The sequence below is a fragment of the Streptomyces candidus genome, from assembly GCF_014207445.1.
Lineage (GTDB): Bacteria > Actinomycetota > Actinomycetes > Streptomycetales > Streptomycetaceae > Streptomyces > Streptomyces candidus.
Genome location: NZ_JACHEM010000001.1, coordinates 240,778 through 255,601, shown reverse-complemented (window position 1 = coordinate 255,601; position 14,824 = coordinate 240,778). Strand labels below are relative to the sequence as shown.

Genomic DNA, 14,824 nt, shown 5'->3' with positions numbered 1-14,824 from the left:
GTTCGATGTGTTCGGCTGAAGGGTCATGATGCCGGGCGCGGAGGCGATCGGGCGACGACGCGGCGCCGTTCGGTACTGTCGGCGACGATGGACAAGACCTTGATCGTGACCAACGACTTCCCGCCCCGCCCCGGTGGCATCCAGGCGTTCCTGCACAACATGGCGCTGCGGTTGGACCCCGGGCAGCTCGTCGTGTACGCGTCGACGTGGAAACGCGGGCGCGAGGGGACCGAGGCCACCGCCGCGTTCGACGCCGAGCAGCCCTTCGCGGTGGTGCGGGACCGTACGACGATGCTGCTGCCGACGCCCCGGGTGACCCGGCGCGCCACCCATTTGCTCCAGGAGCACGGCTGCACGTCGGTGTGGTTCGGGGCCGCCGCGCCGCTCGGGCTGATGGCGCCCGCGCTGCGCCGCGCGGGCGCCCGGCGACTGGTCGCCACGACGCACGGGCACGAGGCCGGCTGGGCGCAACTGCCCGCCTCGCGCAACCTGTTGCGACGGATCGGCGAGGGCACGGACACGATCACCTATCTGGGCGAGTACACCCGCTCGCGGATCGCCGCCGCGCTCACCCCCGAGGCCGCCGCGCGCATGGTCCAGCTTCCGCCGGGCGTCGACGAGAAGACCTTCCACCCGGGCTCGGGCGGCGACGCGGTGCGGGCACGGCTCGGACTCACCGACCGGCCCGTGGTGGTGTGCGTGTCCCGGCTGGTGCCGCGCAAGGGCCAGGACACCCTCGTCGAGGCGATGCCCGCGATCCTGCGCGCGGTGCCGGACGCGGTGCTGCTGGTCGTCGGCGGCGGACCGTACGAGAAGGACCTCCACCGGCTGGCGCGGGAGCGGGGCGTCGCGGAGTCGGTGCGGTTCACCGGCGCGGTGCCGTGGAGTGAACTGCCCGCGCACTACGGGGCGGGGGACGTTTTCGCGATGCCGTGCCGCACCCGGCGCGGCGGGCTCGACGTGGAGGGGCTCGGCATCGTCTACCTGGAGGCCTCGGCGACCGGGCTGCCGGTGGTGGCGGGGGACTCCGGGGGTGCGCCGGACGCCGTGCTCGACGGGGAGACGGGCTGGGTCGTACGGGGTGGTGACGCCGCCGAGTCGGCCGACCGCATCACCGCACTGCTGCGGGACCCGGAGCTGCGGCGGCGGATGGGCGAGCGGGGGCGCGCCTGGGTCGAGGAGAAGTGGCGCTGGGACCTGCTGGCGGAGAAGCTGAGGACGCTGCTCTGAGACGTTGGGGGGACCGGACGGGACACGGCCCGGGCTCCCCGCGGGCAAGCGGGGCGCCTTCGGGAGGTCGCCGTCCCCGGCGAGCGCGCCCGGTGCGCCGCGGCGCACCGACAGGCCGTCCGGGCTGCGCGACCGGCCGCGACGGCGCGGGCGGGGACCGCGGGCGGTCCCGGCCCTGGTCGGTCGCCTCCGGCCGGCCCGGGCTCCGGTGCGGCACCTCCGCCGCCCCGGCCCCCGGCCCCCGGCGCGGCGCCCGCAGCCGGCCCCGCCCCCGAGGCGGCGCCCGCCGGACCCCGCGGCACGTGCTCAGCCGCGGTAGAGCGCCTCGATCTCGTCCGCGAACTCCTTCGCCACCACGTTGCGCTTCAGCTTCAGCGACGGCGTGATGTGCCCGGCCTCCTCGGTGAACTGGGCGGGCAGGATGCGGAACTTGCGTACCGATTCCGCCTTGGAGACCGCCGCGTTGCCGTCGTCCACCGCCCGCTGCACCGTGGCCAGCAGATCCGGGTCGTCCCGCAGCGTCACCGCCGTCGAGTCCGCGGGCTTGCCGTGCTCATCCGCCCAGCGGCCCAGGAACTCCTCGTCGATGGTGACCAGCGCGCCGACGAACGGCCGCCCGTCGCCGACCACCATGCACTCCGCGACCAGCGCGTGCGCACGGATGCGGTCCTCGATGACGGCGGGGGCAACGTTCTTGCCGCCCGCCGTGACGATGATCTCCTTCTTGCGGCCGGTGATCGCGAGGTAGCCGTCCTCGTCGAGGGTCCCGATGTCCCCGGTGTGGAACCAGCCGTCGGTCAGCGCCTCGGCGGTGGCCGACGGGTTGTTCCAGTACTCCGTGAAGATGTGCTCGCCGTGCAGCAGCACCTCGCCGTCGTCGGCGATGCGCACCACGGAGCCGGGCAGCGGCTGGCCGACGGTGCCGACCTTCGGCCGGTCGTACGGGTTGAACGCGGTTGCCGCACAGGACTCGGTGAGGCCGTAGCCCTCCAGCACCGTGAACCCGATGCCGCTGAAGAAGTGGCCGAGCCGCTCGCCCAGCGGAGCCCCGCCGGAGATGGCGAACTCGCAGCGCCCGCCGAGCACCGCGCGCAGTTTGCCGAAGACCAGCTTGTCGAAGACCTTGTGCTTGAGCCGCAGGCCCAGCGCCGGGCCCTCGGGGGTGCCCTGGGCGCGGCTGTAGGCGATCGCCGTGTCGGCGGCCTTGTCGAAGATCTTGCCCTTGCCGTCGGCCTGCGCCTTCGCGCGGGCCGAGTTGTAGACCTTCTCGAAGACGCGCGGCACACCGAGGATGAGTGTCGGTTTGAACGACGCCAGCTCGTCGGTGAGGTTCTTGATGTCCGGCACGCAGCCCAGCTTGATCGGCGCCATCACCGACGCCACCTCGACGAGCCGCCCGAAGACGTGCGCGGCGGGCAGGAACAGCAGCACCGAGCACTCACCGGTGCGGAACAGCGGCTTCAGCCGCTCCACCACGTTGCCGCACTCCGCGAAGAAGCTGCGGTGGGTCAGCACGCAGCCCTTGGGGCGGCCGGTGGTCCCGGAGGTGTAGACGATGGTGGCCGGGTCGTCGGCGTTCGCCGAGGACATCCGGGCGTCCAGGAGCTCGTCGGAGATCTCCGCCCCGGACGCGTTGAGCTGCCCCACGGCGTCCGCGTCGATCTGCCAGACGCCCTTGAGGTCCGGCAGGGCGCCCTGCACGGAGGCGACGGACTCGCGGTGGGCCTCCGACTCGACCAGGCAGAACTTCGCGCCCGAGTCGCCCAGGATCCACTGCACCTGCTCGGCGGAGCTGGTCTCGTACACCGGCACGGTCACCGCGCCCGCGCTCCAGATCGCGAAGTCGAGCAGCACCCACTCGTAGCGGGTGCGCGACACCAGGCCGATCCGGTCGCCCGGCTCGACGCCCGCGGCGATCAGGCCCTTGGCGGCGGCGCGCACCTCGGCCAGGAACTGGGTGGCGGTGACATCCGTCCACGTCCCCGCGACCTTGCGGCCCATGACCGCGGTGTGGGGATGCTGAGCGGCATTGCGGCGGATGAGATCCGTCAGATTGCCGTCCGAAGGGACCTCGTACAGAGCCGGAAGGCTGAACTCGCGCAAGACTGCTGCTCCTCATCAGGCACCGGTCGCCACGTCGGCGTGGGGCCGGCTGCGGTCCAAGGTCGGGCAGGTGCTCAGTGGGGGATGAGCACGACTGGACTGCCCGGACGTTACCCACCAGTACTCGGTTCCCGATAGGGGGTCCCGGGCAGATGTACGCTGCGTCACACTGATCGGACGGTGCTTGGCGCACAGTAGTCGACCCCCGGGGCGACTCGGAAGTAACCGCAGGTCCGCCCGCCCGCCACGGTGACCGGGACCGCCTCTACTCAGCGATCGGCCGGGGTTCTACGCTGATCGTCATGCGAGTTCATGTGGTGAGCGACGTGCACGGCAACGCGGCGGACCTCGCGCGCGCGGGCGAGGGGGCCGACGCCCTGGTCTGTCTCGGCGACCTCGTCCTGTACCTCGACTACGCGGACCACTCGCGCGGCATCTTCCCCGACCTCTTCGGCACCGGGAACGCCGACCTCATCGTCGAGCTGCGCAACGCGCGCCGCTTCGACGAGGCCCGCGAACTGAGCCGGCGGCTGTGGGCGGGACTGGAGACCGACAGCCGCACGGCGACCGACACGGCGGTCCGCAAGCAGTACGCGGAGATGTTCGCGGCGTTCCCGGACCCGACGTACGCCACGTACGGCAACGTCGACATCCCCGCGCTCTGGCCGGACTTCGCCGGGCCCGGCACGGTCAGCCCCGGTACGCGCGTGCTCGACGGCGAGCGCGTCGAAATCGGCGGCCTGGTCTTCGGCTTCGTCGGCGGCGGCCTGCGCACCCCGATGAACACGCCCTTCGAGATCGGCGACGAGGAGTACGCGGCCAAGGTCGAGGCACTCGGCGAGGTCGACGTGCTCTGCTCGCACATCCCGCCCGAGGTCCCCGAGCTGGTGTACGACACGGTGGCGCGCCGCTTCGAGCGCGGCAGCCGCGCCCTGCTGGAGGCGATCCGCAGGACCCGCCCCCGGTACTCGCTCTTCGGCCACGTGCACCAGCCGCTGGCCCGCCGGATGCGCGTCGGCGCCACCGAGTGCGTGAACGTCGGGCACTTCGCCTCCACCGGGCGGCCCTGGGCCCTGGAGTGGTGAACCAGCGGTGCGCGGTAGCCTTCACGCGGCACGCACCTGCCCGGCGAGCGGGGCCCGCACCAGCCGCGAACCGGCCCCGCGCCACCCGGCGCACCCCACTCGGCACGCCCCAGCCAGCACATCCCAGTCAGCACACCCCGGTCCGGACCCTGAGGAGCCACCGCGATGGCGGAACACACCAGCTCTAGCATCACCATCGAGGCGGCGCCGGCCGACGTCATGGGCGTCATCGCGGACTTCGGCCGCTACCCGGACTGGACCGGCGAGGTGAAGGAGGCCGAGGTCCTGGCCACCGACGCCGACGGCCGCGCCGAGAAGGTCCGCCTGGTGCTCGACGCCGGTGCCATCAAGGACGACCACACCCTCGCGTACACCTGGACGGGCGACAACGAGGTCAGCTGGACCCTGGTGAAGTCCCAGATGCTGCGCGCCCTCGACGGCTCGTACCACCTGGCCCCCGCGGCGAACGGCAGCACCGAGGTGACCTACCGGCTCACCGTCGACGTCAAGATCCCGATGCTCGGCATGATCAAGCGCAAGGCCGAGAAGGTCATCATCGACCGCGCGCTCGCCGGTCTGAAGAAGCGCGTCGAGTCCGGCCCCACGAGCTGATCCGAGGACCGCGGAACGGCACGGGAGCAACGCGTATGAGCACGGGACGCACGGCGTCCGCAGGGGCCGGCGACCCCACCGGGCCCTCGGCTGCGGCAGGGGCCCCGGAGGCCGCCGGACAACCGCCCGGGTCCGTCGGCGCCTCGCGGCCCGGGACCGCGGCCGGGGCAGGCGGGTCCGCCGAGAACAGCGGATCGCTGCCGCGTACGGTCCTCGTCACCGGTCCCGGCGGTGCCGGCCGCAGCACCGTCGCCGCCGCGACCGCGCTCGCGGCAGCCCGCGCGGGCGCGCGCGTGCTGCTCCTGGGCACCGACCGCCAGGACACCCTGGGGCCCGCGTTCGGGGTACCCGTCGCGGCGATATCCGCGGCCGATGTCGCTTCCGCACCGGGGCCGCTCGCCGCCGAACCGCGCCTGCGGGCCGCACAGATCGACTCCGCCGACGACTTCCGCACCGGACTCGTCGCCCTGCAGGAGCGCTCCGCCGCCGCCCTCGACCTGCTGGGCGCCGGCGCCCTGGACGCCGACGAACTGACCGAACTCCCCGGCAGCGAGCCGTTCGCCCTGCTGCGGGCGCTGCGGACCCTGTACCGGACGCCCGGCGCCCCGTACGACCTGGTCGTCGTCGACATGCCGCCCACGCACACCGCCCTCGCCGCTCTCGCCCTGCCCGAGCAACTGCGCCGCTACCTGCGCCGCCTGCTGCCGCCGGAGCGCCAGGCCGCCCGCTCGCTTCGCCCGATGCTGGCGCAGCTCGCCGGGGTGCCGATGCCCGCGCAGTGGCTGTACGGGACGAGCGCCCGCCAGGACGCCGAACTGGCCGCCGCCCAGGCCGTGGTCGAGAGCCCAGCCCTGTCGGTGCGCCTGGTCCTCGAACCGGGACCGGCCGCCGCGGACGCCCTGCGCACCGCCCGGCTGGGCCTCGCCCTGCACGGTCTCGTCCTGGACGCGGTCGTCGCCAACCGGGTGCTGCCGACGGCCTCCGCCGACCCCTGGCTGGCCGCACTCTCCGCGCACCAGCAGGCGCACCTCAAGGAGATGCGCGAGAGCCCCGCCCCGGTACGGGAGCTGCCGCACCTGGGGCGCGCGCCGCGGGGCGTCGAGGACCTGGAGCTGCTCGCGCGGGACCTCTCCTGCGATCCCCGCCGCGGTCCCGCGAACGGTCCGGTGCGCGTCGTGGAGGACCGGCTCGGCGAGGACGGCGTGCTGGTGTGGCACCTGCCGCTGCCGGGCGCGACCAAGGGTGACCTGGGGCTCGTCCGGCGCGGCGACGAACTCGTGCTGTCCGCCGGGCCGTTCCGGCGCATACTGCCGCTGCCGTCCGCGCTGCGCCGGTGCGCCGTCTCGGGGGCGGCGCTCCAGGACGGGACGCTGCGGGTCCGTTTCACTCCGGACCCGGGGCTGTGGCCGCACGGGCGGTGAGCTCCGGTGCGCCGCGGGGCGGCGGCTCCCGGGGTGAACGAACCAGGAACGGCGTACCGCTGTTCGGGTAACGTCGAAGGGGTACGTTTCCGTTGCCCCCTCTCCGCGTCGCAGGAGTGCGTCATGAGCGAAGCCACCGAACGCCCCGACGATCCCCGTGCGTACGACTCCGAGGGGCATGCCTCACGTGCGCACGACGCGTCCGAGGCGTACGACGCGGACGCCTGGGCGACGGCGTGCGAGGAGGACCTCGCCGCCGAGAAGGCCCGCCGTCGTGCGCAGCACGGCTCCGGGACGGGGTCCGCCGCCGAGGAACTGCGCCGGCTGATGGACGCGGTCGCCGACAAGGTGTCCGGCCTGCAGTCCCCGCTGCTCGGTGCGGCGGCCCAGGGCGTCGCCCAGCAGTTCGTTCAGCAGGCGAAGGCAGTGGTCGAACCGGTGGTGGAGCGCAACCCGCAGGTCTTCGATCATCTCGCGGCAGCGGGAAATGAGCTGTTGGCGGCTTATCGGTCGGCGGTCGCCGGTCACGAACAGCGCTGGACGCAGGCCTCGGCCGACCCGACGACGAGCGCCGAACGTATGGACAAAACGCCCAAGTCGTCCGAGAACGGCCCGGATGACCCGGATGACCGTTCAAAAGGTGAACACATCGACCTCGACTGAGCGCCCTCCTCGGGTACCGTGGCCCTCGGAGCCTGTCTCCGGCTCCGAGCGGGGCTCGACCTAAAACTGAGGGACTCATGGGACTCACCATCGGCGTCGACATCGGCGGCACGAAGATCGCGGCCGGAGTGGTCGACGAAGAGGGACAGATCCTCGAAACGTACAAGGTGAAGACACCGAAGACCCCCGAGGAGATGGTCGACGCGATCTCGGCGGCGGTCTCGGAGGTCAGCTCGGGCCACCAGGTCGAGGCGGTCGGCATCGGCGCCGCCGGGTACGTGGACGACAAGCGCGCCACCGTGCTCTTCGCCCCGAACATCAACTGGCGCCACGAACCGCTCAAGGACAAGGTCGAGCAGCGCGTGGGGCTGCCCGTCGTCGTCGAGAACGACGCCAACGCCGCCGCCTGGGGCGAGTACAAGTTCGGGGCCGGCAAGGGCCACGAGGACGTCATCTGCATCACCCTGGGCACCGGCCTCGGCGGCGGCATCATCATCGGCAACAAGCTGCGCCGCGGACGCTTCGGCGTGGCCGCCGAGTTCGGCCACATCCGGGTCGTCCCGGACGGCCTGCTGTGCGGCTGCGGCAGCCAGGGCTGCTGGGAGCAGTACGCGTCCGGCCGCGCCCTCGTGCGCTACGCGCGCCAGCGCGCCAACGCCACCCCCGAGAACGCCCAGATCCTGCTCGGCCTCGGCGACGGCACCGTCGAGGGCATCGAGGGCAAGCACGTCAGCGCCGCCGCCCGGCAGGGCGACCCGGTCGCCGTCGACTCCTTCCGCGAGCTGGCGCGCTGGGCCGGTGCGGGCCTGGCGGACCTGGCCTCACTGTTCGACCCGTCCGCGTTCATCGTCGGCGGCGGCGTCTCCGACGAGGGCGAACTGGTCCTCGGCCCGATCCGCAAGTCGTTCCGGCGCTGGCTGATCGGCGGCCAGTGGCGACCGCACGCGCAGGTCCTCGCGGCACAGCTCGGCGGCAAGGCCGGACTGGTGGGCGCGGCGGACCTGGCGCGCCAGGGCTGAGCCCCCTCTCGTACGTACGTCGGTGCCCGTCGCGTCCACTTCAGGACACGGCGGGCACCGGTCTATGTTGGCCCGCATGGCGACCGACCCCCTGCCCCCGTCCACGACGGAACCCGACGGCTCGGCCGTCGTCCGTGTCCTCAGCTACAACATCCGCTCCATGCGCGACGACCGGGAGGCGCTGGCCCGGGTGATCCGCGCCTGCGAGCCCGACCTGGTGCTGATCCAGGAGGCGCCGCGCTTCTTCCGCTGGCGCAAGAAGGCCGCCTGGCTGGCCGCGCACAGCGACCTGGTGGTGCTGGGCGGTGGCGCGCCCGCCGCGGGGCCGCTGCTGCTGTGTTCGCTGCGGGCGACGGTGGAGCGCACCGAGGACGTGCTGCTGCCGCGCACTCCCGGCCTGCACCAGCGGGGGTTCGCGACGGCGGTCGTACGGATCGGGGGCGCGCGGCTCGGGGTGCTGAGCTGCCACCTGAGCCTTCAGGCCGATGAACGCTACGAGCAGGCGGGGCTGCTGCTGGAGCACCTGGAGGGGTGGCGGGCCCAGGGCGTGGCGCACGCGATCGCCGGTGGCGACCTGAACGACCGGCCGGACGGGCGGACGTTCCGCCGACTGGCGGGGGAATTGCAGGACGGGTGGGCGACCGCACCATGGGGCGGGGAGTTCACGTCCGTGCCGGCGGACCCGCACCAGAGGATCGACGCGATCTTCGCCACGGACGGGGTGGAGGTGCTGGGGTGCGGGGTGCCGGAGCTGCCGGGGGCGGACCTGCGGGCGGCCACGGATCACTTGCCGGTGGTGGGGGTGGTGCGGGTGCCGGGGGAGGGAGGGGGCGCGGTGTAGGGGGTGGGCGTCGAGGTGCTTGGCGGGGGGTGGGCGGGCGCGGGAGCGGCGGGTGCGGCGGGTGCGGTCGCGGGGCGCGGGGCGGCGGTGCACCTCCGGTGGGGGGCCGCCCCCTTGCCCGCCCGTTCCGCCCTCGGGGGCGGCCCCGCCGCCCAAGCGGGCTGACGTGACGTGGGGGGCGGCCCCGCCGCCCAAGCAGGCTACGGCGTGCGGCCGGCGGGGGCGTGGGGTCAGACGACTGCTCCGCGGCCGGGGTCCTCGTCCTCTTCGTCCGAGCCGTGCGACATCCTTGCCACCAGCGTCGCGAAGCCGCCCAGGAAGCCGCCGATGCCCAGGACCTGGAGCCACCAGGTCATGTCCCAGCTGAACAGGACCGCGACGAGCAGCAGCAGCGGGCCGCCGATCACCGCCAGCCAGGCGAACCTGGACGTGACGTCGGCCTCCGGGAGGTCCGGGTCCGGCGGGACGAAGTGCCCCTCGTCCGATTCGTCGAGGTCCTCGTCCTTCGCCTCGGCGGGCGAGAAGTCCCGGGGACCGGCCATCCCGACGCCCGGGGCGAAGATCACTGAACTGCCCACCGGACGGTCGTCCTCCACGGGACCCGGTTCGGCGGCCGGTGCGTCCCCGTTGACCCCGCCCTCCAGACGCGCCAGGTCGTCCACCGACTTGAACGGCTTCGCCCCCGGCGGGTCCGGAGGCTCTTCCCCGTAACCGGCCACAATCGCCTCCCAGACGGCGGACTCGTCCAGCGGCACGGCCGCGTCGTCCTTGTGGCCGCCCGTGACGGCCTCCGGCTCCCGCTCCTCCTCGCGGTCCGCGCGCTCCGCGTTGTGTTCAGCCACCAGCAGTGCTCCCCTTCTTCCCGACGCTCGGAGCGAGGCGGCCGATGAACGCGTAACTCTCGTCGAAGATCCGCTCCGCGTCATGGTCCAACGTCGCCACGTGGTAGCTCTGTTCCAGCAGGATCTCGGTGACGTCGGTCGACGAGATGCGGCTGAGGATGCGGGCCGAGTCCGCCGGCGGGACCACGTGGTCCTGGAGACTGTGCAGCAGCAGCGTCGGCTGCGTCACCTGCGGCAGTTCGCCGTCGACCAGCCGGAAGAAGCGGCGCAGCGAGTGCGCGGCGTGCAGCGGGACCCGCGTGTAGCCCACCTCGTGGGAGCCCTCCAGCGCGATGTCGTCGGCCACGCCCTTCGTCGTACGCACCAGATGGCGGGCGACTGGGAGCGCGTGCGCGGCGAGACCGTGCACCTTGTTGCCGGGGTTGACGAGGACGAGTCCGCTGACCGCGTCGCCGTGCTTCGCGGCCAGTCGCAGGGCCAGTGCTCCGCCCATGGACAGGCCGAGGACGAAGACCTGCGCACAGCGTTCGACGAGGTCGCGCAGCTCGCGGTCCACCTCCGCGTACCAGTCCTGCCAGCCGGTGACCTGCATGTCCTCCCAGCGGGTGCCGTGACCGGGCAGCAGCGGCAGGGAAACCGTCAGATCCCGCTCCGCCAGGTGGTCGGCCCAGGGGCGCAGCGACTGCGGGGAACCGGTGAAACCGTGGCAGAGAAGGACGCCTACCTCTCCGCCCTCGTGGCGGAACGGCTCGGCTCCAGGAAGGACCGGCACCGGGGTCTCCTGTTCGTGAAAGGGGGGCTCAAGCTGCCTTCACCGTACGCGACCGGACCGACACCGACCAGGTCCGCAGGGTCCCCGGCCCGCACGGCGGCAGCGCTGCGGCGGACCTCCGGCAGAGGCACGCGCGCGGGGTGGGCACGGGCACGCGCGGGGGAGAGAGCGCAGGCCGGACACGGGTTATGGTCTTTTCGGCAGACAAGGAAAGGCACACGTTGATCTACGGCGCAATGAAGTTCTCCATCGGAGGGTCACTGAAGGTCGCCTTCAGGCCCTGGGTGGAGGGCCTCGAGAACATTCCCGCGGACGGGCCGGCGATCCTCGCGAGCAACCATCTGTCCTTCTCGGACTCCTTCTTCCTCCCGGCCGTGCTGGACCGCAAGGTCACCTTCATCGCCAAGGCGGAGTACTTCACCTCGCCGGGCGTCAAGGGCAGGCTCACGGCCGCCTTCTTCAAGGGCGTCGGCCAGCTCCCCGTCGACCGCTCCGGTGCGCGCGGCGCCGGTGAGGCGGCGATCAAGGCGGGCATCGAGGTCGTCGAGAACGGCGGCCTCTTCGGCATCTACCCGGAAGGCACCCGCTCCCCGGACGGACGCCTGTACCGCGGCAAGCCCGGCGGCCTCGCGCGCGTGGCGCTGGCGACCGGCGCCCCGGTGATTCCCGTCGCGATGATCGACACGGAGAAGATCCAGCCGCCCGGCAAGGTCGTGCCCAAGCTGATGCGGCCGGGCATCAGGATCGGCAAGCCGCTCGACTTCAGCCGCTACCACGGCATGGACGGCGACCGGTTCATCCTGCGGTCGGTGACCGACGAGGTCATGTACGAGATCATGAAGCTCTCCGGCCAGGAGTACGTCGACATCTACGCCACCGCGGCCAAGCGGCAGATCGCGGACGCAGAGAAGGCGGCCAAGGCCGAGAAGGCCGAGCTGGAGAAGGCCCAGAAGGCCGCCAGGGCGGAGCTGGAGAAGGCGGCGAAGACCGAGGCCGAGCAGGCGGAAACGGCGAGGTAGGCCGGACGCGCCGAACGCGGCGGAACGTTTCGGTGCCCGGGGACGTCGTTGCTCCGGGACGCGCCCGGTACGGCGGGCGGGGCGCACAGAGGGGCCGGAGACGTGCTTCCGGGGGTGGGGGAGAGATGGCGAAGGCACGGCGCGAGCGGGTCGTGCGGATGTCGGTCGAGCAGCCGCTGTGGCGTGCGCTCACCGGGTACCGCGTGCTCACGATGGCCTACGCGGTGCTCCTGTACGTGTTCACCCGGGACGAGTTCGAGCGCCCCTGGGTGGCAGTCGGCTACCTGACGGTGATGGCCCTGTGGACGCTGGCCACGCTCCCCAGGGTGGCCAACGCCGCGAACTGCACCAAGCCGTTCCTGTGCACCGACCTCGCCGTCGCCCTCGTCGGCATCCTGCTGACCCCGCTCGCCAACTTCGAGGCGCGGCACATCGACGGCCCGACCTTGCCGAGCATATGGACGGCCGGTTCGGTCCTGGCGTTCGCCATCAAGGGCGGCTGGCGCTGGGCGGCCTGCGCCTCGTCCCTGGTCGCCGCCGCGAACCTGGTGGAGCGCGGCACCCCCAGCCGGGACACCCTGCACAACGTGCTGCTGGTCTGGGTCGCCTCCATCGCCATCGGGTACGTGGTGGAAGTCGCCCGCGCCTCCGAACGCACCCTCGCCCGCGCCCTGGAGATCGAGGCCGCCACCCGCGAGCGCGAACGGCTCGCCCGGGACATCCACGACAGCGTCCTCCAGGTGCTCGCCATGGTGCAGCGGCGCGGCAGCGCCCTGGGCGGCGAGGCCGCCGAACTGGGACGCATGGCGGGCGAGCAGGAGGTCGCCCTGCGGACCCTGGTCTCCAGTGGTCTCGTGCCGCCCAGCCGGGCCTGGGAGGACGCCTCCCGGGGCGCGGTGGTCCGCAGTGTCGAGGTCGACGAGCCGGACGACACGACGCGGACGGGCGCCGTCGACCTGCGCGCGCTGCTCGCCCCGCACGCCGGAGCCCGGGTCTCCTTCGCGGAACCCGGCGCTCCGGTGCTCCTCGAACCCGCGGCGGCCAGGGAGCTGGCGGCCGCTGTCGGTGCGGCACTGGACAATGTCCGCAGGCACGGCGGCGACGGCGCCCAGGCCTGGCTGCTGGTCGAGGACGAGCCCCACGAGGTGATCGTGACGGTACGGGACGACGGTCCCGGCATCCCCGAGGGGCGGCTCGCGCAGGCCGAGGGGGAAGGACGCCTCGGAGTCGCCCTGTCGATCCGCGGGCGGCTGCGGGACCTGGGCGGGAGCGCCGAACTGCTCTCGACGCCGGGGCAGGGCACAGAAGTCGAACTGAAGGTTCCACGGGGGAAGGCGTAACGCTGATGAGTGAAGTGACCGAAGCGACCGCGGAGCAGGCCCGGTCGATCAGGGTGATGGTCGTCGACGACCACCCGATGTGGCGCGACGCCGTCGCCCGCGACCTGGCGGCCGCCGGTTACGACGTGGTCGCCACCGCCGGGGACGGCCCGCAGGCGGTGCGCCGCGCGCAGGCCGTCGGCCCCCACGTCCTGGTCCTGGACCTGAATCTGCCGGGCATGCCGGGCGTGCAGGTCTGCAAGGAACTCGTCGGCGCCGACCCCGGGCTGCGGGTGCTGGTGCTGTCCGCGAGCGGCGAGCACGCCGACGTACTGGAAGCGGTGAAGTCCGGTGCGACCGGCTATCTGCTGAAGTCGGCGTCCACCGAGGAACTGTGCGACGCGGTGCGCCGCACGGCGGCCGGCGACCCGGTCTTCACACCGGGTCTGGCCGGGCTCGTCCTCGGCGAGTACCGCCGCCTCGCCTCGGACCCGGCGCCGGCCGCCCCGGACGAACCGAAGGCCCCGCAGCTCACCGACCGCGAGACGGAGGTCCTGCGGCTGGTCGCCAAGGGGCTGTCGTACAAGCAGATCGCCGAGCGCCTGGTCATCTCGCACCGCACCGTCCAGAACCACGTGCAGAACACCCTCGGCAAGCTCCAGCTGCACAACAGGGTCGAACTGGTGCGGTACGCGATCGAACGCGGTCTCGACGACGTCTGAGCGCGCCCCTAGCGTGGTGGGTCCCAGTGCTCGGCGCGGCGAAGGGACCCGCACATGCGGACGCACGGTGCCATGAAGGTCGGAGTACTGACCGGGGGAGGCGACTGCCCGGGGCTCAACGCGGTCATCCGGGCCGTCGTCCGCAAGGGCGTCCAGCGCTACGGACACGAGTTCGTGGGCTTCAGGGACGGCTGGCGAGGTGTCCTCGACGACCACCGCACGGTGCGCCTGGGCATCGATTCCGTCCGCGGCATCCTGCCCCGGGGCGGCACCGTCCTCGGCTCCTCCCGTACCAACCCCCTCAGCGACGGCGCGGACGGCGTGCGCCGCATGCAGGCCACCATGGCCCGGCACGGCGTGGAGGCCCTGATCGTGATCGGCGGCGAGGACACCCTCGGCGTCGCCGCCCGGCTCTGGGGCGAGTACGGGATCAACTGCGTCGGCGTCCCCAAGACCATCGACAACGATCTCTCCGCCACCGACTACACCTTCGGGTTCGACACCGCCGTGTCCATCGCGACGGAGGCCATCGACCGGCTGCACACCACCGCCGAGTCCCACATGCGGGTCCTGGTGGTGGAGGTGATGGGCCGCCACTCCGGCTGGATCGCCCTGCACTCCGGACTCGCGGGCGGCGCCAACGTCATCCTCGTGCCCGAGCGCCCCTTCGACGTCGAGCAGGTCTGCGGCTGGATCACCTCGCGTTTCACGTCCTCGTACGCGCCGATAGTCGTGGTGGCCGAAGGTGCGGTGCCCAAGGACGGCGACATGGTGCTGAAGGACGGCACGCGGGACGCCTTCGGACATGTGCGGCTGTCGGGCGTGGGGGAGTGGCTGGCGGGAGTGGTGGAGAAGCGGACCGGCAAGGAGGCCCGTACGACCGTCCTCGGGCACGTCCAGCGCGGCGGCACGCCCAGCGCCTTCGACCGCTGGCTCGCCACCCGCTTCGGGCTGCACGCGATCGACGCGGTGCACGAGCGGGACTACGGGACGATGGTGGCACTGCGCGGCACGGACATCGTGCGGGTGCCGATCGGGGAGGCGACGGCGACGCTGAAGACGGTGCCGGCACAGCTGTACGCGGAGGCGGAGGTCTTCTTCGGCTGAACGCCCGGGGCCGTGCGAGGGGCCCGGGAGTCACGCGCCGGAGAGGGTGGCGGGCGTCGTTCCGGGGAT

At 72.8% G+C, this 14,824-nt stretch carries 14 protein-coding genes; 11 read left to right on the top strand and 3 right to left on the bottom strand.

What is annotated here, in order from left to right; genetic code table 11:
- Positions 1–87 precede the first annotated feature (87 nt).
- Entirely contained in the window at positions 88–1,230 is a 1,143-nt protein-coding gene (locus HNQ79_RS01090) for a glycosyltransferase family 4 protein (RefSeq protein ID WP_185025801.1), read from the top strand.
- Positions 1,231–1,536: 306 nt separating this feature from the next.
- On the opposite strand, the gene HNQ79_RS01085 is transcribed toward HNQ79_RS01090, so the two are convergent.
- A complete protein-coding gene (locus tag HNQ79_RS01085; protein ID WP_185025799.1) occupies positions 1,537–3,333 on the bottom strand; it encodes an AMP-dependent synthetase/ligase in 1,797 nt (598 codons plus the stop codon).
- 302 nt (positions 3,334–3,635) lie between these two features.
- On the opposite strand from HNQ79_RS01085, the gene HNQ79_RS01080 reads away from it, so the two are divergent.
- The 6 genes from HNQ79_RS01080 (at position 3,636) to HNQ79_RS01055 (ending at position 8,974) form a co-directional block, all read left to right on the top strand.
- The gene (locus HNQ79_RS01080) at positions 3,636–4,418 is read left to right on the top strand and encodes a metallophosphoesterase family protein (protein ID WP_185025797.1); all 783 of its coding nucleotides are present in this window, start codon (positions 3,636–3,638) and stop codon (positions 4,416–4,418) included.
- A 165-nt stretch (positions 4,419–4,583) separates the two neighbouring features.
- The gene (locus HNQ79_RS01075) at positions 4,584–5,030 is read left to right on the top strand and encodes an SRPBCC family protein (RefSeq protein WP_185025795.1); all 447 of its coding nucleotides are present in this window, start codon (positions 4,584–4,586) and stop codon (positions 5,028–5,030) included.
- A 35-nt stretch (positions 5,031–5,065) separates the two neighbouring features.
- Entirely contained in the window at positions 5,066–6,451 is a 1,386-nt protein-coding gene (locus tag HNQ79_RS01070) for an ArsA family ATPase (RefSeq protein WP_185025793.1), read from the top strand.
- 123 nt (positions 6,452–6,574) lie between these two features.
- Positions 6,575–7,114, top strand: coding sequence for a DUF5304 domain-containing protein (locus HNQ79_RS01065; RefSeq protein ID WP_185025792.1), 540 nt, complete (start codon positions 6,575–6,577; stop codon positions 7,112–7,114).
- 77 nt (positions 7,115–7,191) lie between these two features.
- Positions 7,192–8,133 carry an ROK family glucokinase gene (locus HNQ79_RS01060; RefSeq protein ID WP_185025790.1) on the top strand — a complete coding sequence of 314 codons (942 nt, stop codon included), beginning with the start codon at positions 7,192–7,194 and terminating at the stop codon, positions 8,131–8,133.
- A 76-nt stretch (positions 8,134–8,209) separates the two neighbouring features.
- The gene (locus HNQ79_RS01055) at positions 8,210–8,974 is read left to right on the top strand and encodes an endonuclease/exonuclease/phosphatase family protein (protein ID WP_185025788.1); all 765 of its coding nucleotides are present in this window, start codon (positions 8,210–8,212) and stop codon (positions 8,972–8,974) included.
- Between the two features lie 230 nt (positions 8,975–9,204).
- On the opposite strand, the gene HNQ79_RS01050 is transcribed toward HNQ79_RS01055, so the two are convergent.
- On the bottom strand, positions 9,205–9,816 hold the full coding sequence (locus HNQ79_RS01050) for a hypothetical protein (RefSeq protein ID WP_185025786.1): 612 nt from the start codon (positions 9,814–9,816) through the stop codon (positions 9,205–9,207).
- On the bottom strand, positions 9,809–10,588 hold the full coding sequence (locus HNQ79_RS01045) for an alpha/beta hydrolase (RefSeq protein ID WP_185025784.1): 780 nt from the start codon (positions 10,586–10,588) through the stop codon (positions 9,809–9,811). The genes HNQ79_RS01050 and HNQ79_RS01045 overlap by 8 nt, the downstream gene beginning before the upstream one ends.
- 221 nt (positions 10,589–10,809) lie before the next feature.
- Between HNQ79_RS01045 and HNQ79_RS01040 the strand changes: the two genes are divergently transcribed.
- From HNQ79_RS01040 to HNQ79_RS01025, 4 genes are all read left to right on the top strand, one after another.
- Positions 10,810–11,607, top strand: coding sequence for a lysophospholipid acyltransferase family protein (locus HNQ79_RS01040; RefSeq protein ID WP_229923159.1), 798 nt, complete (start codon positions 10,810–10,812; stop codon positions 11,605–11,607).
- 125 nt (positions 11,608–11,732) lie between these two features.
- Complete coding sequence (gene macS / locus HNQ79_RS01035; RefSeq protein ID WP_185025782.1) at positions 11,733–12,947, top strand: MacS family sensor histidine kinase; 1,215 nt, start codon at positions 11,733–11,735, stop codon at positions 12,945–12,947.
- A gap of 5 nt (positions 12,948–12,952) precedes the next feature.
- Complete coding sequence (locus HNQ79_RS01030; protein WP_185025780.1) at positions 12,953–13,648, top strand: response regulator; 696 nt, start codon at positions 12,953–12,955, stop codon at positions 13,646–13,648.
- 72 nt (positions 13,649–13,720) lie between these two features.
- Entirely contained in the window at positions 13,721–14,755 is a 1,035-nt protein-coding gene (locus tag HNQ79_RS01025; RefSeq protein ID WP_185026525.1) for a 6-phosphofructokinase, read from the top strand.
- The last annotated feature ends 69 nt before the right edge of the window (positions 14,756–14,824 follow it).